General features: G+C 61.8%; 16 protein-coding genes and 1 pseudogene. 6 read left to right on the top strand and 11 right to left on the bottom strand.

All coding sequences use genetic code 11. The features are described 5' to 3' along the window. Positions 1–36: 36 nt before the first annotated feature. Together ade and QD408_RS25560 are read right to left on the bottom strand one after the other, a co-directional pair. Positions 37–1,734 (bottom strand): adenine deaminase, encoded by a 1,698-nt coding sequence (gene ade, locus QD408_RS25565; RefSeq protein WP_414141216.1) that lies wholly within the window; start codon positions 1,732–1,734, stop codon positions 37–39. Between the two features lie 116 nt (positions 1,735–1,850). Beyond that, the gene (locus tag QD408_RS25560) at positions 1,851–2,954 is read right to left on the bottom strand and encodes a branched-chain amino acid ABC transporter substrate-binding protein (protein ID WP_088681869.1); all 1,104 of its coding nucleotides are present in this window, start codon (positions 2,952–2,954) and stop codon (positions 1,851–1,853) included. Positions 2,955–3,414: 460 nt separating this feature from the next. Here QD408_RS25560 and QD408_RS25555 point away from each other — a divergent pair, with 460 nt between their 5' ends. Beyond that, positions 3,415–4,329, top strand: coding sequence for an HD-GYP domain-containing protein (locus tag QD408_RS25555; protein WP_414141215.1), 915 nt, complete (start codon positions 3,415–3,417; stop codon positions 4,327–4,329). A gap of 75 nt (positions 4,330–4,404) precedes the next feature. On the opposite strand, the gene QD408_RS25550 is transcribed toward QD408_RS25555, so the two are convergent. The 6 genes from QD408_RS25550 to QD408_RS25525 all read right to left on the bottom strand — a co-directional run bounded on the left by QD408_RS25550 (position 4,405) and on the right by QD408_RS25525 (position 10,157). After that, positions 4,405–5,730, bottom strand: coding sequence for an aspartate aminotransferase family protein (locus QD408_RS25550; protein ID WP_088681871.1), 1,326 nt, complete (start codon positions 5,728–5,730; stop codon positions 4,405–4,407). A 287-nt stretch (positions 5,731–6,017) separates the two neighbouring features. Then, positions 6,018–6,335 carry an ArsR/SmtB family transcription factor gene (locus tag QD408_RS25545; RefSeq protein WP_088681872.1) on the bottom strand — a complete coding sequence of 106 codons (318 nt, stop codon included), beginning with the start codon at positions 6,333–6,335 and terminating at the stop codon, positions 6,018–6,020. 115 nt (positions 6,336–6,450) lie between these two features. Next, complete coding sequence (locus QD408_RS25540; RefSeq protein ID WP_414141214.1) at positions 6,451–7,200, bottom strand: HugZ family protein; 750 nt, start codon at positions 7,198–7,200, stop codon at positions 6,451–6,453. A 31-nt stretch (positions 7,201–7,231) separates the two neighbouring features. After that, positions 7,232–8,284 (bottom strand): choline ABC transporter ATP-binding protein, encoded by a 1,053-nt coding sequence (gene choV / locus QD408_RS25535; RefSeq protein ID WP_414141213.1) that lies wholly within the window; start codon positions 8,282–8,284, stop codon positions 7,232–7,234. Then, a complete protein-coding gene (gene choW / locus QD408_RS25530; RefSeq protein ID WP_088681875.1) occupies positions 8,281–9,126 on the bottom strand; it encodes a choline ABC transporter permease subunit in 846 nt (281 codons plus the stop codon). The genes choV and choW overlap by 4 nt, the downstream gene beginning before the upstream one ends. A 74-nt stretch (positions 9,127–9,200) precedes the next feature. Then, positions 9,201–10,157, bottom strand: a complete 957-nt coding sequence (locus QD408_RS25525; RefSeq protein ID WP_088681876.1) for a choline ABC transporter substrate-binding protein — start codon at positions 10,155–10,157, stop codon at positions 9,201–9,203. 236 nt (positions 10,158–10,393) lie between these two features. On the opposite strand from QD408_RS25525, the gene QD408_RS25520 reads away from it, so the two are divergent. From QD408_RS25520 to QD408_RS25510, 3 genes are all read left to right on the top strand, one after another. Continuing rightward, positions 10,394–10,996 carry a thymidine kinase gene (locus tag QD408_RS25520; protein WP_414141212.1) on the top strand — a complete coding sequence of 201 codons (603 nt, stop codon included), beginning with the start codon at positions 10,394–10,396 and terminating at the stop codon, positions 10,994–10,996. 75 nt (positions 10,997–11,071) lie between these two features. Continuing rightward, positions 11,072–12,145 carry a hypothetical protein gene (locus tag QD408_RS25515; RefSeq protein ID WP_414141211.1) on the top strand — a complete coding sequence of 358 codons (1,074 nt, stop codon included), beginning with the start codon at positions 11,072–11,074 and terminating at the stop codon, positions 12,143–12,145. A gap of 128 nt (positions 12,146–12,273) precedes the next feature. Next, complete coding sequence (locus QD408_RS25510) at positions 12,274–13,404, top strand: DUF2333 family protein (protein WP_414141210.1); 1,131 nt, start codon at positions 12,274–12,276, stop codon at positions 13,402–13,404. A gap of 5 nt (positions 13,405–13,409) precedes the next feature. Here the strand turns inward: QD408_RS25510 and QD408_RS25505 are convergent, their stop codons facing one another. Together QD408_RS25505 and QD408_RS25500 are read right to left on the bottom strand one after the other, a co-directional pair. Continuing rightward, a complete protein-coding gene (locus QD408_RS25505) occupies positions 13,410–13,871 on the bottom strand; it encodes a PAS domain-containing protein (RefSeq protein ID WP_414141209.1) in 462 nt (153 codons plus the stop codon). Positions 13,872–13,918: 47 nt separating this feature from the next. Next, positions 13,919–14,644 (bottom strand): LuxR C-terminal-related transcriptional regulator, encoded by a 726-nt coding sequence (locus tag QD408_RS25500; protein ID WP_414141208.1) that lies wholly within the window; start codon positions 14,642–14,644, stop codon positions 13,919–13,921. Positions 14,645–14,978: 334 nt separating this feature from the next. Here QD408_RS25500 and QD408_RS25495 point away from each other — a divergent pair. Next, positions 14,979–15,920: pseudogene (locus tag QD408_RS25495) on the top strand (hypothetical protein); the annotation flags it as partial. Positions 15,921–15,928: 8 nt separating this feature from the next. On the opposite strand, the gene QD408_RS25490 reads toward QD408_RS25495, so the two are convergent. Continuing rightward, complete coding sequence (locus tag QD408_RS25490) at positions 15,929–16,459, bottom strand: TIGR00645 family protein (RefSeq protein ID WP_088681883.1); 531 nt, start codon at positions 16,457–16,459, stop codon at positions 15,929–15,931. A gap of 156 nt (positions 16,460–16,615) precedes the next feature. Between QD408_RS25490 and QD408_RS25485 the strand changes: the two genes are divergently transcribed. Then, positions 16,616–18,295 (top strand): formate--tetrahydrofolate ligase, encoded by a 1,680-nt coding sequence (locus QD408_RS25485; RefSeq protein WP_414141207.1) that lies wholly within the window; start codon positions 16,616–16,618, stop codon positions 18,293–18,295. Positions 18,296–18,655 lie beyond the last annotated feature (360 nt).

Here is an 18,655-nt window from a genome sequence, read left to right as displayed (position 1 = left end):
AAGCCCTCGACCTGCCGCTCATTCTGCGAGGGCTCGTCATCCGATCAGCGCGAACTTGTCCACATCGACCATCCCGCGGTCTGAAATCTTCAGGTGCGGGATGACAGGCAGCGGCAGGAAGGCGACCTGCAGGAAAGGTTCTTCCAAGGTCGTGCCAAGGGCGTAGGCGGCCTTGCGCAGATGGTGCAGCGTGTCGCGGACCGTCTCATAGGGTTCCAGGCTCATCAGGCCGGCGACGGGTAGCGCGATCTCGCCGGTGACGTTGCCGTCCTCGACGACGACGAAGCCGCCGTTGATTTCGCCGAGGCGGTTTGCGGCGCGCGCCATGTCGTCCTCGCTGACCCCGACGACGCAGATGTTGTGGCTGTCATGGCCGACGGTGGAGGCGATCGCGCCCTTCTTCAGGCCAAAGCCCTGGACGAAGCCGTTGGCGTGGTTGCCGTTCTTGCCGTGGCGCTCGATGACGGCGACCTTGATGATGTCGTTGGCAAGGTCGACTGAAGTCTCGTTGCCTTTGACGGGCAGGCGGTAGCGGCGATGCTCAGTGATGATCTTGCCGGGCATGACGCCGATGACGGGTGTTTCGCCCTCTCTGGCCGGCACGCCGAAATGGGCGGCGTTGACGGGTCGGGCCTTGACGCTGTCGAGGCCGATCGGGGCAACCGGCCTGCGCGTGGAAAAGAGCGCGTCGGTGACGCGGCGGCCGGCCGAGAAGACCAATTCGGCGCGGCAGCTTTCCAGGCTGTCGAGAACCACGAGATCGGCGCGCCAGCCGGGCGCCACCAGGCCGCGGTCCCTGAGGCCGAAGGCGCGGGCGGCCGAGATCGACGCGGCGCGGTAGATCGCCAGGGGCTCGACGCCGTTGGCGATCGCCGTGCGGATCATGTGATCGAGATGGCCCTGTTCGGCGATATCGAGCGGATTGCGGTCGTCGGTGCAGAGCGCGAGATAGGGAGAAAGCCGCTCGGTGATGATGGGGATCAGCGCGGCGAGATCCTTGGATACCGAGCCTTCGCGCACGAGGATATGCATGCCCTTGCGGATCTTTTCCAACGCTTCGGCCGCAGTGGTGCACTCATGCTCGGTGCGGATGCCGGCTGAGAGGTAGCCGTTGAGGTCGTTGCCGGAAAGAAGCGGGGCGTGACCGTCGATATGACTGCCCTGAAAAGCATCGAGCTTGGCCATGCAGACGGGATCCTTATGGATCACGCCGGGGAAATTCATGAATTCGGCAAGGCCGATGACCTTCGGATGGTCGCGGAAGGGCAGGAGACGCTCGATCGGCAGATCGGCGCCTGAGGTTTCGAGATGGGTGGCCGGCACGCAGGAGGAGAGCTGGACGCGGATGTCCATGATCGTCTCCAGCGCGGATTCGAGGAAGAATTCGATGCCCTCGCTGCCCAGCACATTGGCGATCTCGTGCGGATCGCAGATCGCGGTGGTGACGCCATAGGGCAGGACGCAGCGGTCGAATTCATGCGGTGTCACCAGCGAGGATTCGATGTGCAGATGCGTGTCGATGAAGCCGGGAACGACCGTTCTGCCTGATATGTCGATCTCGACCTCGCCCTCATAATTGCCCGAGGTCCCGACGATGCGGTCGGCGCCGATGGCGATGTCGGAGCGGACGATTTCGCCGGTGACGAGGTCGAAGAAGCTGCCGCCCTTCAGCACGATATCGGCAGGCACGCGGCCCACACCCTGGTCGATGAGACGTTCGAGTCTGTTGGTCATGGCACCGCTCACATTACAACCGATTCCGAAACTTATAACTGATCTGCGGTGACATGCGATGCCACAAACGAAACAGGGCGCCTTACGGCGCCCGGTCCCAGTCTCTATATCTTGACTTACTCCGCAGCGACGATCTTGCCGCCTTCCCACTTGTAGAGCGAGAAGCTCTGCGAGGTCAGGTCGCCGGTTTCGCCGTAGGTGACCTTGCCGATGGCGGTCGGGATTTCTTCGCCGGCCTTCAGTGCGGCCGCGACGGCTTCCGCATCCTCGGCGCTGCCCGCCTTTTCGATGCCGGCCTTCAGAACTTCGACGGCGGCATAGGCGTTGAGCGTGAATGCCTCGGCCGGAATGTTCTTGGCGGCTAGCGCATCGGCAGCCGTCTTTGAGTCCGGGCTCTTGGTGGCGTCGGAAGCGTTGGTGAACAGCGTTCCTCCCGCCGCATCGGTGCCGATCGCCCAGAATTCGGTGTTGGAGAGGCCGTCGCCGCCGATGATCATCGCGTTGGCGGAGAGGTCATGCAGCTGGCGGGCAAGCAGGCCGCCCTCCGGGTGGTAGCCGCCGAAATAGACAATGTCGACCTTCTCGGCCTTGATGCGGGTGGTGAGCGCGCTGAAGTCCTTGTCGCCGGGAGTGATCGCGTCATTGACGACTTCGGTGATGCCGCCTGCGTTCAGCGTCGCCTTGAAGGCATCGGCGAGGCCCTTGCCGTAAGCGCCCTTGTCGTTAACGATGGCGATGCGCTTGTCCTTGAAATTCTTCAGCACATATTTGGCGGCGACTTCGGCCTGCTGGTCGTCGCGGCCGCAGGTGCGCAGCACGTTTGTGAGGCCGCGCTTGGTGAGGTCGGGGGCAGTGGCGGTCGGGGTGACCATCAGCACGCCGTTTTCAGCCAGAACGTCCGAGACCGGGATGGCAACGCCTGAGGTGACCGGTCCGACGACGAAACGGATGCCGTCGCCGACGACCTTGTTGGCGGCGGAAACGCCCTGCTTCGGCTCGCCGGCATCGTCGGCCAGTTCCAGGACGACCTTCTCGCCGAGGATGCCGCCCTTCTTGTTGATCTCGTCGACGGCGGTCTGGGCGCCGTTCTTCACCTGGTCGCCATAGGCGGCGACGGGGCCGGTCAGCGGCGCGATCAGGCCGATGGTGATATCGGCATGGGCGAGCGGCGCAAAGGCGAGCGACGCGACCAAAGTCGCCGTCAGTGTCTTGAGGGTCATTGTCTGTCTCCTTGGATGGGGTCATGGACCCGCGATGAGGCGCCGCGCCGGCTTTCCCGATCATTCAACGGCCCGCGGGCCGTGCCAAGGACGATCGATAGCGGCGCGATCAGCGAGCCTGCCGGCCATGTTTGACTCGGGGAGGGCTCATGGCAAGATTTCTAGAAATTTTGATGGGATTGCGCAAGTTCATAACAAAATAGAACGGAAATCGGGTCGATCTGGTCCGAAATTCGTTGCGAAAGGCCATTTTCTTCGAGATTTCTTCGTTTTTCAAACGAGGCGGCCAAGCGTGCGACCTCGTCAGGAGGGAAAGCCGAGGGCATATGGTTTTCTTTAACTTTCCCATTAACCGTTAATTTGGCCGATCTTCGTAGTATCGCTCGATACCCAAATGCCGCAGCAGTGAAAAAGAGAAATATAGAATAATTACATAGAGATATCGGGAATAGAGATCTGGATGCTCAAGCGTATCGACGCCAGCCAGGTGTGCATCGGAATGTTTGTGGAAGCTATCGAGGGGCTTTGGCAGGACCCCCTCCTGTCCCGGCGCAGATTTTCCCTGCGGCGCGAGGCCGATGCTGTCAAGATCCGCAGATGCGGCACCGCCAGCGTCGTCATCAACACCAGCAAGGGGCTCGATACCAACGGCCTGCCGGGCCGTGACAACGAGGCCGACATCAAGGCTGCGCTCAAGGCAGTCCAGAAATCCGTGCAGGCGCTGGAAGAGGTTTTCGCCAGGCTGCGGAATGGCGACGGCATTGCCGTCGATCACGTGGAGCCGGTGATTTCCTCCGTCTCCAGGTCAATGGACGAGAACCCTTCGGTTTTCCTGAGCGTCACGCGTCTGAAATCCAAGGACCAGGTAACCTTTCTGCATTCCATCTCCGTGAGCGCGCTGATGATCCTCTTCAGCCGCCATCTTGGACTCGACGAGCCTACGGTTCAGATGCTCGGTACCGCCGGATTGCTGCACGACGTCGGCAAGCTCGAAATTCCGCTCGAAGTGCTCAACAAGGAAGGGCCGCTGGAGAAGGAGGAGATCAACTTGATGCGGGGGCACCCGGAAAAGGGGCATGCATTCCTGTCACGGCAGGAGGGCATGTCGGAGATCGTTCTCGATGTCTGCCTCAATCATCACGAGCGCATGGACGGCAAGGGCTATCCGCGCGGGCTGCCCGGCAGCGAGGTGAGCCTCCATTCGCGGATTGCGACGATCTGCGACGTCTATGACGCCATTACCTCCGTGCGGCCGTATAAGGCGCCGTGGAGCGCCAACGAAGCCCTGAAATGGATGCTCGGCACGGAAGGGCACTTCGACCGCCAGCTTCTGAAGAAATTCGCCCTCTGCCTTTCCACTGCCTTCGTGAGCTGAGGTTTCCCGGTTTCAGAAACGAAAAGCCCGCGAGGATCTCGTCCGCCGCGGGCCGTGGGCAGGAAGCCTGCTTTCTCAGATATTGTTCTGCAGGATGGTCCTGAGCTTGCCGAAGAGCTCGTCGATATGGTGCTTTTCGATGATCAGCGGCGGGGAAAGCGCGATGATGTCGCCGGTGGTGCGGATCAGGAGGCCGCTCTCATAAGCCTTGAGGAAGGCGGTGAAGGCGCGTTTGGTGGGCTCGCCGGCGATCGGGTCGAGTTCGATCGCGCCGATCAGGCCGGTGTTCCTGATGTCGATGACATTGGGGCAGTCCTTCAGCGAATGCAGCGCGTCGGCCCAGTAATCGGAAAGCTCGGCGGCGCGGGTGAGCAGGCCCTCTTCCTTATAGGTGTCGAGTGTGGCGAGGGCGGCGGCAGAGGCGATCGGGTTGCCGGAATAGGTATAGCCGTGGAAGAACTCGATCATGTGCTCCGGACCGTTCATGAAGGCATCATGGATCTCGGAGGTGACGAAGACGGCGCCCATCGGGATGACGCCGTTGGTCAGCCCCTTGGCGGCGGTGATCATGTCGGGCTTGACGTCGTAATATTGCGCCGCGAAGGGGGCGCCGAGGCGGCCGAAACCGGTGATGACCTCGTCGAAGATCAGAAGAATGCCGTGCTTGGTGCAGATCTCGCGCAGCTTCTGCAGGTAGCCCTTCGGCGGGATCAGGACGCCGGTGGAACCGGCCACCGGCTCAACGATGACGGCGGCGACGGTGGAGGCGTCATGCAGCGTGACGATCCGCTCCAGTTCGGTGGCGATATCGCCGCCATGCTCGGGCTCGCCGCGGGTGAAGCTGTTCTTGCCGGGCTGGTGGGTGTGCGGCATGTGATCGACGCCGGTCAGAAGCGTGCCGAACATCTTGCGGTTGGTGACGATGCCGCCGACGGAGATGCCGCCGAAATTGACGCCGTGATAGCCGCGCTCGCGCCCGATCAGGCGGAAGCGCGAACCATTGCCCTTTACGCGGTGATAGGCGAGCGCCACCTTGAGCGCCGTCTCCACGGATTCGGAGCCGGAATTGGTATAGAGAACGTGGTCCAGGCCTTCCGGGGCGATGTCGACCAGGCGGTTCGCCAGTTCGAAGGCCTTGGGGTGGCCGAGCTGGAAAGCCGGCGCGTAATCGAGCTCGCCGGCCTGCTCGCGGATCGCCTCGGTGATTTTCGGGCGGCAGTGGCCGGCATTGACGCACCAGAGGCCTGCGGTGCCGTCGAGCACCTGACGGCCGTCATGGGTCGTGTAATACATATCCTTGGCGCCGACGAACAGACGCGGCTCCTTCTTGAACTGGCGATTTGCCGTAAACGGCATCCAGAAGGCGCTGAGATCGTTGGGTGCGTTGAGGCGATTGGACATGCTGTTCTCCTGGCCGCTGACGGCCCGTTCCCGAGGGGCTTTACGCCCATATTTTTACTGCCCGGTCAAATTATCAAGGCTTCCGGAGGCGTCAACGGGAAATGTCCGGAGGCTGGCAGCTGCGGCTGGCGGGCAAGGAGGGTTTGCATTCGTCAAAAGGCACGACCGGCAAATCGTGAGATCTGCCGGTCGTGCCGTTAAGGTTCTGGTACTGAAATATCGTTGCCGCGCCTCCGGGAACATCCCCTTACGGCACGTATCGGCCGACATTCATGTCAGCGCTATCATCAGGCTGCGGATCTGCTCCTGCCCTGGACGAGGTAGATGTCTTCGAGCGTTGCCAGGATTTTCATGACCGGCTCGGAGGTGCTGGAATAGTAGATGGTCTGCGCGTCGCGGCGGGTCTTGACCAGCTTCTGCGCGCGCAGCTTCGAAAGGTGCTGGGAGAGAGCCGACTGGCTGAGGCCGACCTGCGTCGCGAGCACGCCGACGGCGACTTCGCCCTTCACCAGGCTGCACAGGATCAGCAATCGCTTCGGGTTGGCCATGGCCGACAATAAAGCTGCCGCCACATTCGTGTGATCGGCCAAATCAGAGGTTTCCATATTGTTATCTTCCTAATGCGAAACGTACGTCATCGTGTTGGCACAGGCCCCAGGCGAAACTACGACTAGGCGGCGAAAATTAGCAATTAGGCTCGAAGATTGTATATACCTAAATTTAAGGTATCGAGTATGCTGTTTTAGATATGTTTGAACAAATGTGATCGGAATCCACAGCCAGGGTTTCGAACTCGTATCGCAGCAAAAAATCACCGGAAATCATCTCGAAGCCTGCAGGATCGATGCCGCAGATGCGCCAAGAGCCCGATTCCGGCGCGTTTAGCCGCGTTGCGAGGGTTTCGGCTATGTCGGGGTGGCGCTCTACTAAATCTTGCACTGTTTCATCAGCTTTGGCGGCGACCTGCTCGTTTGCCGGCGACTGGATGATGAGATCGTCGCCATCGAGCAGATAGGCGCGGCCGAAGCCGCCATTGAGGCTGGCCTGTACCGGTTTGAGACGGAAGAAAAGGAAATCGGGAAAGTCGATATAGAGCTTTGCCTTGGCGTGGCGATTGAGAAAACGCGTGCGGATGCGCTCGTGGACCGCGCTGCCGCGTTCGACCGATACTGCCACGCATTGGGTCGTCAAGCGGCCGTAGGCGAGGGGATCGCCCTTGCCGGGTTCACCGGTCAGCAGCGATGCGCGCGGATCTCTAGCGAGCGCCTTCGTGTGGGCCGACAGGCCGGAAACCAGGATGACCGGCGTGCCGTCGATATCGGTGGCGAGGAGGACGCGGCTCGCGAGTGGAAAGCCGTTCTCGGGATCGAGAACGGCAATCGCAGCATATCGGGCGGAGCGCAGCAGCACGCGGGCGAGCTTGCGGGCCTCGTCGTCGGTTTCGCGTATGGGCGAAGGCTGATCTTTCATATCCGCTTTGTGGCAAAGCGGATTGAAAACATCAAGCGTCCTCCTTGCGGCGATGGCGGGTGAGGCCGGCGACGATATCCTGGGCGGTGATGGTGCCGATGACCGCGCCGTTTTCCACGATGCCGATGCTGCCCGGCTGGCGGGCGAGCACGTCGAGAACATCGACGAGCGGGGTCGCGGCGCGGGCCGTGGCGCTGACGCTCATGCCGGCGGCCGTCTGGCCGAGGCCGGGCTGCATGACGTCGGCGGCGGTCAGCATGTTGATCGGATTGAGGTTCTGCACGAAGTCGGCGACATACTGGTCGGCGGGATTCTTGACGATGTCGTGCGGCGTACCGCACTGGATGATCCGGCCGCCTTCCATGATGGCGATGCGATTGCCGATGCGGAAGGCCTCGTCGAGATCGTGGCTGACGAAGAGAATGGTCTTCTTCAGCCGCCGCTGGAACTCCAGGAGCTCGTCCTGCAGGCGGGTGCGGATCAGCGGGTCGAGCGCCGAGAACGGTTCGTCCATCAGCAGGATCGGGGCGCCGGTGGCAAAGGCACGGGCGAGGCCGACACGCTGCTGCATGCCGCCCGACAGTTCGTTGACCTTGCGGTCGGCCCATTTCGTCAGGTTGACGAGTTCGAGCTGCTCGCCGACGCGGACCTTGCGCTCGGCTTCCGGCATGCCGGCAAGCTCGAGGCCGAAGCCGACATTCTCGGCGACCGTGCGCCAGGGCAGGAGAGCGAATTGCTGGAACACCATGGAGACGGTGTGGGTGCGCAGGTCGCGCAGCGTCCTGGCATTACATTTATATGGGTTGACGGGGCCGGTGGTCGTGGAGACCGAAACGTCGCCGCGCACCACGGGAGCGAGCCCGTTGACGGCGCGCAGCAGCGTCGATTTGCCCGAGCCGGAAAGACCCATCAGCACGAGGATCTCGCCTTCCTCGATCGTCAGCGAGGCATTGGCGACACCCAGCACCAAGCCGGTCGCCGCGCCGATCTCGTCGCGCGTCTTGCCCTGGTCAGCCATGGCAAGGGCCGTTTCCGGCCGGTCGCCGAAGATGATGCTGACATTCTTGAAGTCTATCGCTGTCATGCGCCGTCTCCTTCGTCGCCTGCGCGGAATATGCGGTCGAGAATGATCGCCAGGATGACGATACAGAAACCGGCATCGAAGCCCTTGGCGATGTTGACGGTGTTCAGCGCGCGTACGACAGGCACGCCAAGGCCGGGGGCGCCGACGAGCGCGGCAATGACGACCATCGACAGCGACAGCATGATGGTCTGGGTGAGGCCCGCCATGATCTGCGGCGCGGCGAAGGGAAGCTCGACCTTGCGCAGCACCTGCATCGGCCGCGCGCCGAAGGCGACGGCTGCTTCGACGAGGGATGGCGGCGTCGAGATGATGCCGAGGCGTGTCAGCCGGATGGGAGCCGGGATCGCGAAGATGACCGTCGCGATCAGGCCCGGCACCATGCCGAGGCCGAACAGGATCAGCGCCGGGATCAGATAGACGAATGTCGGGATCGTCTGCATGAGATCGAGCACCGGCCGCATGGCGGCATAAACCCAGGGGCGGCGGGCGGCGGCAATGCCGAGCGGAATGCCGATCACCATACAGACGAAGGTGGCGGCAAGCACGAGGGCGAGCGTCTCCGTCGTCTCCTTCCAATAGTCCTGGTTGACGATGAGCAGCAGCCCAAGACAGGTGAAGGCGGCGATCGCGATCGACCGGCGCAGCCAGAAGGCAAGCGCGGTAGCGGCCGCGATGACGATCAGCGGATGGGGCTTCTGCAGCACGAAGAGCAGGCCGTCGATGGCGCTCGACAGCAGGAATGAGAGCTGGTTGAAGAACCACTCGCCATTCGAGGTCAGCCAATCCACGAAAGATTTGGCCCAGGGGCCGATCGGAATCTTAAATTCGGTGATCCAGTTCAAGGGCGCGCCTATCCAAAAAAAATCAACAATCGGACAAAAATGAAACGGGGCGGCGAGCCGCCCCGTTCATACTATCAGAGGCCGAGGCCGGTCTTGGCGGCCGCCAGTGCGTCGCCCTTGCCGTCGCGGCTCGTGACGCCGGCGAGCCAAGGCTCGATAGCCGAAGGGTTCGCCTTCAGCCATTCGGAAGCGGCAGCTTCGGGCTCTTTGCCGTCATTGAGAATCTTGCCCATGATGTGGTTCTCCATGTCGAGGGAGAACGTCAGGTTCTTCAGCATCTTGCCGACGTTAGGGCATTCGTCGAGGTAACCGGCGCGCACGTTGGTGTAGACCTTGGCGCCGCCGAAGTCGGGGCCGAAGATATCGTCGCCGCCGGTGAGATAGGTCAGCTTGAAGTTGGTGTTCATCGGATGGGGTTCCCAGCCGAGGAAGACGACCGGCTTGCCGGCCTTGTCGGCACGGGCGACCTGGGCGAGCATGCCTTGTTCGGAGGATTCGACGACTTCCATGTCCTTGAGGCCGAACGTGTCCTTTTCGATCATGTCCATGACGAGGCGGTTGCCGTCATTGCCGGGCTCGATGCCGTAGATCTTGCCGTCGAGATCGTCCTTGTGGGCGGCGATATCCTTGAAGTCCTTGATGCCGAGTTCCGCACCCTTGGCGTTGGTGGCGAGCGTGTACTTAGCGCCGACGAGGTTGGGGCCGAAGGATTCGACCGACTTGTCGTCGAGGTAGGGACGGACGTCCTTTTCCTGCGTCGGCATCCAGTTGCCGAGGAAGATGTCGATGTCCTTGTTCTTCAGCGAGGTGTAGGTGACCGGCACCGAGAGAACCTTGACGTCGGTTTCATAGCCGATGCTCTTCAGCACGACGGATGCGGTGGCGGTCGTGGCGGTGATGTCGGTCCAGCCGACGTCCGAAAAGCGGACGGTGGAGCAGCTGTCGGGATCGGCGGCGAAGGCGGCGGTCGCAACGGAGAGGGCGGCGACGGCAGTTGCAGTGACGAGTTTGAATGCGCTTGTTGTTTTCATTTTAGACTCCCAGTCTTTAGGTCCCCAAGCCAATCACCAATAGCCCAGTTTGACAAGCGACCTCAGTGTGTTTGCGTCGTATCGACGGGTGCGATTGCGACGTCCGCAGATTTTTCGTTCTGTCCGGTTTTCGGGGCTTTCGGCGGTTTGTGGGCGTCGATTCCTGTGATTATCGCCGCTACGGGGCTTTTCTTTGCCAGTTCGAGCTTTCAATAAACCGATCAAGGAGAAATCGGATGGCAAAGCTCTATTTCAACTACTCGACGATGAACGCCGGCAAGTCGACGATGCTGCTGCAGGCCTCCTATAATTATCAGGAGCGCGGCATGCGCACGGTGCAGCTGATCGCCGCCTTCGACGAGCGCGCCGGCCGCGGCGTCATCGGTTCGCGGATCGGGCTGGAGGCGAGCGCCATTCCCTTCGAGCCGGACGAGGATCTGTTCCGGCTGGTCACGACGCTGAGCGGTGAAGGGGCGCCGATCTCCTGCATCTTCGTGGACGAGGCGCATTTCATGACGCCGCTCCATGTCTGGCAGCTCGCCCGCATCGTCGATAGACTCGGCATCCCCGTCATGGTCTACGGGTTGAGGACCGATTTTCAGGGCAAGCTGTTTCCGGCCTCGCAGGAGCTCCTGGCGATCGCCGACGAAATGCGTGAGGTGCGCACGATCTGCCATTGCGGGCGCAAGGCCACGATGGTGGTGCGGTTGGACGCGCAGGGAAAGGTGCTGCACGAAGGTGCGCAGATCGACGTCGGCGGCAACGAGAAATATGTCTCGCTCTGCCGCAGGCACTGGGACGACGAAATGAATGGGGCCTGGATCGCCGAGCCGGTTTGAGACCGGTGACACGGGCTGTTTTCTTCGGCGCGACAAGCGGCTAGCTTGGGGCGGAAGATTCCCTGGAGAGACTAGGTGCGCAGAGCCCCGCCATTCGACAGCCAGTACGAAGCCGCAGGCGGCCTTGCCGAGAAGATTGCGGCCGAGGGCGCCTATTGCGTGGCCTGCATCCGTGCCTTTGACGGCGACGAGACGCGGTCGGCCGATGAGGTTTTTCTCGAACAGAATGGCCGGTTCCAGGCCCATATCGCCGACAATGCGGCGTTGGATGCGCTGCTTGCCGAACTGGTTTTTTCGCTCGACCGGATGACGGCGGAGGTTTCGGCCGATCTCGACAGTTTCCGCGGGCTGACGCTGCGCGAGAAGATGGCGGGCTGGACTTCGCGCCAGCGGATGTGGCGCATGCATACCGAACGCGTGCGCGAGGCGCCCGTCGTCGAGCGGCTGCTTGACCTTCTGGCGAAATCGGATGCTCTCGCCAGGCTGATCGCCAGCCAGCGCACGTCGATCGTCGAATGCCACAAGGCGGCCGAACGCGGCCTCGTCGACATCGTCGAGCAGCGGCGCCGGCTGGTCGATTCCATCGATATCGCCCGCCTCAAGATGAAGGAGCTCAACGCCAAGGCGCTGACGACCCAGGGCCGGATCGGCGTCTACGGCAACCGGGCGCATTGGGAGCAGATGGAAGCCGAGCGGCGGGCGCTGAAGGCGGAGGCCGAGCGCATGTCCGCCGAGGAGCACGAGATGCGGGACGACAGCCAGCGACGCGAGCGCTTCATCGGCCTGTTCCAGGCTTTCGTCGATTCGCTGAACGGCCGGATCGCCGCCTGCAACGTGCTGCTGCGCAAGCTGATGATCGATGTCGAGGAGCGGCTGATCATCTACCAAGCGCAGGTGGATACCGACCGGCCGGGCATGAAGGCCAGGATCAAGCCGGAATTCTTTCCCGATATCGCAGCGCCGATCCGGCTGTTCGAGAAGGGCATGCTGGTCGCCCAGGATCTGGAGCGGCGCAAGGGCCGCGCCGACATCGACGCCGCCGGAAAGTTTCCGGCCTATGCCGAGCTGTCGCCGGCAACATCGGGAGCGCCGCTGATCGATACGGCGCGCAAGTCCTTCCGCTTCAGCCTGCCGTTCCTGCGTTCCTGATCGGGTTCCGGCTGCTTTCATTCGCAAAAATCGCGGGGCTCGTGTTGTGCTCGGCCTACCGAGCGCATATGTGGATGCAACGGGGGCTGCGATGCCCCGATGTTCGCCTCGCCTGACAGGAGACGACGATGCTTGACCGGATTGCCGGTTTTTTCGGGCTGATCAGCCGGACGATCGGCCGCTGGGCCCGCCTGTTTTTCGCCTGGGCCTTCTGGCCCTTGTTTGCCGCGCACAGCTGGTATCAGCGCCGGAGCTGGATGGTCCGGCTGCCGGTCATCGCGATCGTGGCGCTCTTCGTCGTGCTTTACGGCTATTTCTTCTGGCAGACGCAGGTCTGGACGAATTTCAACACCGCCTTCGTCGACCAGTACCGGCTTTCCGAACGCAAGGTTCCCGCCGGACAGGAACTGCCGGCCGGCGAGGGAGCCGGAACGGCGGCCGCCAAGACCTGCCAGCGCTCGGCCATAGTCGACGTTACCGCCGATCTGACCGATTTCAATGTCAACCAGAACGCATGGATATCCTCCATGCTGCTCTACAAGGCGGGCTTCTTCGGCATCGACTGGGACCATACGCCTTTCCTCGATAACAAGGCGTCGTTCCAGCGGGGCATCAACCAGGCGGTCCGCCGGACGTCGGCGGAGCTTGTCGATACGCTCGGGCGCGTACGCGGCACCTCGGGCATCAACAACGATTTGCAGCGCGCGCGCGGCAATCTGCAATTCGACGAATACAGCTGGTATTTCGGGCTCAATCCTTTCGGCCCAAAGACGCCGACGCCTTCCTTCTATCGCACGGCAATCGGAGACCTGCGCAAGTTCAACACCGATCTCGCCGCCTGCAACGCTATTTTCGATGGTCGCGCCGACAATCTGATGCAGTTCATCGACCGCATCGCCAACGATCTCGGCAGCACCTCCGACATGCTCGCCGAGCGCTCGGAGCACCACAATCGCGGCTGGTTCGATACGCGCGCCGACGACCGGTTCTGGTTCGCCTATGGCCAGCTCTACGCCTATTACGCCATCCTGACCGCCGCGCAGGCGGATTTCTCGCAGGTGGTGCAGGAACGCAATCTCGGCGCGATCTGGGGCGGCACGACGCGGCAGTTCCAGGCCGCGCTGCGCATTCAGCCGGCAATCATCTCGAACGGGCGCGAGGATGGCTGGATCATGCCGAGCCACCTCGCCACCATGGGCTTCTACATTCTGCGGGTGCGCTCGAACCTCGTCGAGATCCGTTCGGTGCTCGACCGATAGGATATTCAGCGGTGCTGCGCGTTGTCCTCGAAGCCGACGACGCGCAGTTTCTCGACGAATTCGTAGGTGACGCCGACGATGCCGCCGCCGCTTGCGTCGTCGCGGAAGCGGCCGACGCTGCGCACCAGCTTGTAGCCGCCATGTCGGTTGTCGACGCGATAGACGAAATGGAAGCCGGTGCCGTGAAGGCTCGCCTGTTCGAAGGTTTCGGCGATCAGGCTGCGATCCTCCGCGTGGATGCGCGACATCAGCTCTGCCAGATTGACGGGGCCGTCGCTGTAGGGGAGGTCGAAAATCGCGTGAACGTCCTCGCTGGCGAAGAAATGTCCAGTTTCGATGTCGATGCGCCAGAAGCCGAAAAAGCGATAGGCCGCGAGCATCTGGACGATTTCCGCATCGGTGATGCCGATATGGGCGCGGGATTGCTCTATTTTGTCGATGACAGGCTGTTCGAAGCGCAGTGGCACGTTTTCCCCCAGATCACGGGACGACGTGCTGACTCTCTTCTGATTCCTCAGCTGATCAGCTTCAATCGGATGGCTTTAGCTACCAACTGGGTACGGTTGACGCAATCGAGTTTTTTGATCGCGTTGGTCATGTAGGCATTCACCGTATGGTCCGACAGCGTCAGGATCTGGCCGATCTCGATCGAGGTCTTGCCCTGCGCCGTCCAGCGGACGACTTCCAGTTCACGCGCCGACAGCGCACTATGCGCGCTCTCCTCATTGCGCTTGACGGCGTTATAGGCATCGAGCGCATGCAGAATGATCATCGCCAGCTCGTTGACCTCGCTCTGGCCGAGCGCTGCCCGTTCGCCGCAGAACCAGAAGACCAGGCGCTGGCCGTCGGCAGCAATGGCCGGCATGGCGACGCCCGCCGGTATGGCATGGTGCAACATCAGCGCGCGCAGCTCGGCGGGGAAAGCGTGAGCGTTGGCGGTGTCGTTCAGGTGCCACACGGGCGGCACGGCCGACTCCCTCAGCCGTAAGCCAAAAGGGCAGCCGCGCATCATGTGGGCGCGGTCGAAATCCCTGACATAGGCGGCGGGAAGCGAACTCTCGATCAGCAGGGGTTTCAGGAGCAGATCTTCCGGGGAAGGGGCATGCATCACCGTTGCATGCGACAGGCCGAAAGCCGCGGATATTCTGCCGAGCGCCTGTGCGAACAGACTACGTGTTCGTGCAGTTTCAAGTTCCGCCGAAAGCAATGACTGTCTTTCAGAGGTAGTCATGTAAGACATTGATACGCCCCCAGCCAGCCTAATGTTACCGCTATCAAATACAGAAACGCGGCCGGATGCTAGTCCCAATTGCCTTCGCGGGAGGCGATTAATTCAAATTGTGAAAAATTAGCCACAACTGCGCCCGCCTCGGTTGAGTTGCCGTTGACGCTAGTAGCGTTGTGGTATCGATAACTTCCTTCATCAGGGGATAACTGCGAATTTCGCCTGTGCCGGCTGGGAAGAGAATCACTGCGATGGGACCCTAACCCGGCAGCGGACGTCTAAATCCGGCTTGCTGCGGTTCAAGGCAATTGCTAAGCGTATCGTCATGTATAGCCAAGGCGATTTAATCGTGCGACCTGCGATTTCTGTTTTTGCGAAGTCTCTGTTTTCTCTCGTGTTACTTTCCTTGTTTCTTTTGACCTTGCCGATCGGGGCTGCAACCTCGCAGGCTGCCGAGCAGAAGAAGCAGCCGGCGCAGCCCCCGATGCGTTTCACCATCGTGCGCAGTTTCCTCTGCCAGGAAAACTGTCCGCAATGGATATCGGCCGAGGGGCGCATAACCGCCGATACGCCTGCCCGGTTGAGAAAGGTCCTCAAGAAGATCGGCGACCGGAAACTGCCGGTCGTTTTCCGTTCCGAAGGCGGTGACGTCGATGCCGCCTATGCGATGGGCCGGATGATCCGCAAGGCAGGCCTGGAAACGGCGGTCGGCGGCACGCGGCTGAAGGGTTGTCCGGTTCAGGATACGCTCTGCGATGTCGCCATCGCCAAGGATGGCACTGCTGCCGGTTACACCTATTCGGCCGGTGCATACTGCTTTTCCGCCTGTCCGCTGGCCTTTGCCGGCGGGACGTCGCGTGTCGCGTCGCAATGGTCCGTCATCGGCGTCCACCAGATCACGACCATCTACAACAGGGTGCGCGTTTCTTACCGCATCGAATACAAGATGGTGAACGGCAAGAAGAAGGAAGTCTCCCGCAAGGAGGTCGGCCGCAAGGCGGCGGGCCAGACCAGTTCCACCAAGCTCGGCAAGAAAGCCAACGCCGCGCTGATGGCTTATTTGAAGGAAATGGGCGTCAGCGACGATGTGATCGACACGATGATGAGCGCCAAACCCGACAGCATCGCCATCGTACCGCCCGCTGACGCGCTTCGAATGGGCCTGACCACCGACATGCTGGCCTACAATGAGTGGCCCGGCATGCCGCTCTGCGCGCCGGACGCCACACCCGAGGCCGTCTGCCATGGCCATCCGGCGGCCGTGCCGCCCGCGCCGGCTACGTCGACGCCTTCGGGCGGCTAACCCTTATCCTTCAGATCGTTCTTCGACGTAGCGCTCATCAGCTTCTCCAGGAAGCCGAGCATGACGGCAGAGGCGACGAAGGCGAGGTGCATGAGCGTCAGCCACATGATCTTGCCGTCCTCGTATTTGTCGGCATTGAGGAAGACCTGCAGCAGGTGGATGGAGGAGATGGCGACGATCGAGGAGGCGACCTTGATCTTCAGACTGCCTGAATCGAGCTTGCCGAGGAAGGAAACCTCATTGTCGGCCCCGTCGGCTTCATCGAAACGGCTGACGAAATTCTCGTAGCCGGAGATCATCACCATGACGATCAGGCTTGCGACGAGCGCCGCATCGATCAGGCTGAGCATGGCAAGGATCATCCCCGCCTCGTCGAGCACGAAGACGCTGGAGGCGATCTTCAAGAGCTTGTAGCCGAAGGAAACGGCATAGGCGGCGAGCGCCAGCACCAGGCCTATATAGAAGGCGACGAGGAGCCAGCGGCTCGACAGGATGATACGCTCGATGAGGAGTTCCAGTGCTTTCATGTCTTCACCTTGAGAGGCCGCGTTCGTTGAGCGCCACATAACCGTCCAGCGTGGCGGCCACAAGGCGAGCGCTATTCACAGCTTGCCGATATTTCGATATCCCAATGACGAGGACAAACGCCTTCGCGCCTGCGCGGGCCGGGACGGGGACCATCCATGCCAACAATCAAATCCGATATCGAAATCGCGCGCGCCGCGGCCAAGAAACCGATCGTCGAAATCGGGGCGAAGCTCGGCATTCCGGCCGAGCAGCTCGTTCCCTATGGTCACGACAAGGCAAAGATCAGCGCGGATTTCATTGCGGCGCAGGCGGGCAAGAAGGACGGCAGGCTGATCCTCGTCACCGCGATCAATCCGACGCCGGCGGGCGAGGGCAAGACGACGACGACCGTCGGCCTCGGCGACGGGCTGAACCGGATCGGCAGGAAAGCGATCGTCTGTATCCGTGAGGCGTCGCTCGGCCCCTGCTTCGGCGTCAAGGGGGGAGCGGCCGGCGGCGGCTATGCGCAGGTCGTGCCGATGGAAGACATCAACCTGCATTTCACCGGCGATTTCCATGCGATTACTTCGGCGCACAATCTGCTGGCGGCGATGATCGACAACCACATCTACTGGGGCAACGAGGAGAATATCGACATCCGCCGCATCACCTGGCGGCGGGTCATGGACATGAACGACCGGGCGCTGAGGAGCATGGTCTCCTCGCTCGGCGGCGTCGCCAACGGCTTCCCGCGCCAGGGCGGCTTCGACATCACCGTCGCCTCCGAGGTGATGGCGATCCTCTGCCTCGCCACCGATCTCAAGGATCTGGAGCGGCGGCTCGGCGACATCATCGTCGGCTACCGCTTCGACAGGACGCCGGTGCATGCGCGCGACCTAAAAGCCGATGGCGCCATGGCGGTGCTCTTGAAGGATGCGATGCAGCCGAACCTGGTGCAGACCCTGGAGAACAATCCGGCCTTCGTACACGGCGGCCCCTTCGCCAACATCGCCCATGGCTGCAATTCGGTGACGGCGACGAAGACGGCGCTGAAGCTCGGCGATTATGTGGTGACGGAAGCAGGCTTCGGGGCCGATCTCGGCGCGGAGAAATTCTTCGACATCAAGTGCCGCAAGGCCGGGCTGAAACCGGATGCGGCCGTCATCGTCGCGACCGTCAGGGCGCTGAAGATGAATGGCGGCGTGAAGAAGGAGGATCTCGGCACGGAGGATGTCGCGGCGCTGAAGAAGGGCTGCGCCAATCTCGGCCGGCATGTGGCCAATGTGCGCCGCTTCGGCGTGCCCGTGGTCGTCGCGATCAATCATTTCGTCACGGATACTGATGCCGAGATCGCGGCGGTGAAGGAATTCGTCTCGCGGCTCGGCGCCGAAGCGATCCTCTGCCAGCACTGGGCCAAGGGCTCGGCCGGCATCGAGGAACTGGCGCATAAGGTAGTGGAACTGGCCGAATCCGGCCAGGCGAAATTCCAGCCGCTCTACGGCGACGACCTTTCACTGTTCGAAAAGATCGAGATCGTCGCCTCGAAGATCTACCATGCCGGCGAGGTGACGGCCGACAAGGCGGTGCGCGACCAGTTGCAGACATGGGAGGAGCAGGGCTACGGCAAACTGCCGGTCTGCATGGCGAAGACGCAGTATTCCTTCTCCACTGACCCGAATCTCCGCGGCGCGCCGGAAGGCCATATCGTCTCCGTGCGGGAGGTGCGGCTTTCCGCCGGAGCCGGCTTCGTCGTCGCCATCACCGGCGAGATCATGACGATGCCCGGCCTGCCGAAATCGCCCTCGGCGGAACGGATTTTTCTGAATGAGCAGGGTTATATCGAAGGGTTGTTCTGATTGGGCGTGGTGAGGGGCCGCGAAAACGGCTTCTCAAGAACGTCCATGCCGGCTTCGACCGTGCTGGTATCGTTTCGGCGTGTTTGGGATGCCGGAGACGGCGTTGCCAGCGTTGTGCGGTGTAGACTATTACTGAAGGTGTTGCGTGTGGCCCCCTCATCCGACCCTTCGGGCCACCTTGCATAAGAGATGTTGTATAAGGTGACTGCCTTTGGCCGGGCGGCCGCCCGGCCAAAGGCGCGCCGATTGTCGGATCGCAGCCACCAGAACCTTTAGGGTTGGGGAGAAGCAGGATCGCGATCGGCTCCTCATCGTGGCCCGAATGGTTGCTGGAACAACCTGGTTCGTATGCAAGGCAGG

This window comes from Rhizobium sp. BR 249, assembly GCF_047445895.1.
In the GTDB taxonomy this organism is placed as follows: domain Bacteria; phylum Pseudomonadota; class Alphaproteobacteria; order Rhizobiales; family Rhizobiaceae; genus Rhizobium.
Note: the sequence above shows the minus strand (reverse complement) of the source record. Positions and strands in the feature narration are given on the sequence as shown.

Coding starts and splice junctions, on each gene's coding strand:
- QD408_RS25550 (WP_088681871.1), bottom strand. CDS start 5,730: ATGTCCAATCGCCTCAACGCACCCAACGATCTCAGCGCCTTCTGGATG.
- QD408_RS25510 (WP_414141210.1), top strand. CDS start 12,274: ATGCTTGACCGGATTGCCGGTTTTTTCGGGCTGATCAGCCGGACGATC.
- QD408_RS25520 (WP_414141212.1), top strand. CDS start 10,394: ATGGCAAAGCTCTATTTCAACTACTCGACGATGAACGCCGGCAAGTCG.
- QD408_RS25490 (WP_088681883.1), bottom strand. CDS start 16,459: ATGAAAGCACTGGAACTCCTCATCGAGCGTATCATCCTGTCGAGCCGC.
- QD408_RS25555 (WP_414141215.1), top strand. CDS start 3,415: ATGCTCAAGCGTATCGACGCCAGCCAGGTGTGCATCGGAATGTTTGTG.
- QD408_RS25540 (WP_414141214.1), bottom strand. CDS start 7,200: ATGAAAGATCAGCCTTCGCCCATACGCGAAACCGACGACGAGGCCCGC.
- QD408_RS25525 (WP_088681876.1), bottom strand. CDS start 10,157: ATGAAAACAACAAGCGCATTCAAACTCGTCACTGCAACTGCCGTCGCC.
- QD408_RS25560 (WP_088681869.1), bottom strand. CDS start 2,954: ATGACCCTCAAGACACTGACGGCGACTTTGGTCGCGTCGCTCGCCTTT.
- QD408_RS25545 (WP_088681872.1), bottom strand. CDS start 6,335: ATGGAAACCTCTGATTTGGCCGATCACACGAATGTGGCGGCAGCTTTA.
- QD408_RS25485 (WP_414141207.1), top strand. CDS start 16,616: ATGCCAACAATCAAATCCGATATCGAAATCGCGCGCGCCGCGGCCAAG.
- ade (WP_414141216.1), bottom strand. CDS start 1,734: ATGACCAACAGACTCGAACGTCTCATCGACCAGGGTGTGGGCCGCGTG.
- choV (WP_414141213.1), bottom strand. CDS start 8,284: ATGACAGCGATAGACTTCAAGAATGTCAGCATCATCTTCGGCGACCGG.
- QD408_RS25500 (WP_414141208.1), bottom strand. CDS start 14,644: ATGTCTTACATGACTACCTCTGAAAGACAGTCATTGCTTTCGGCGGAA.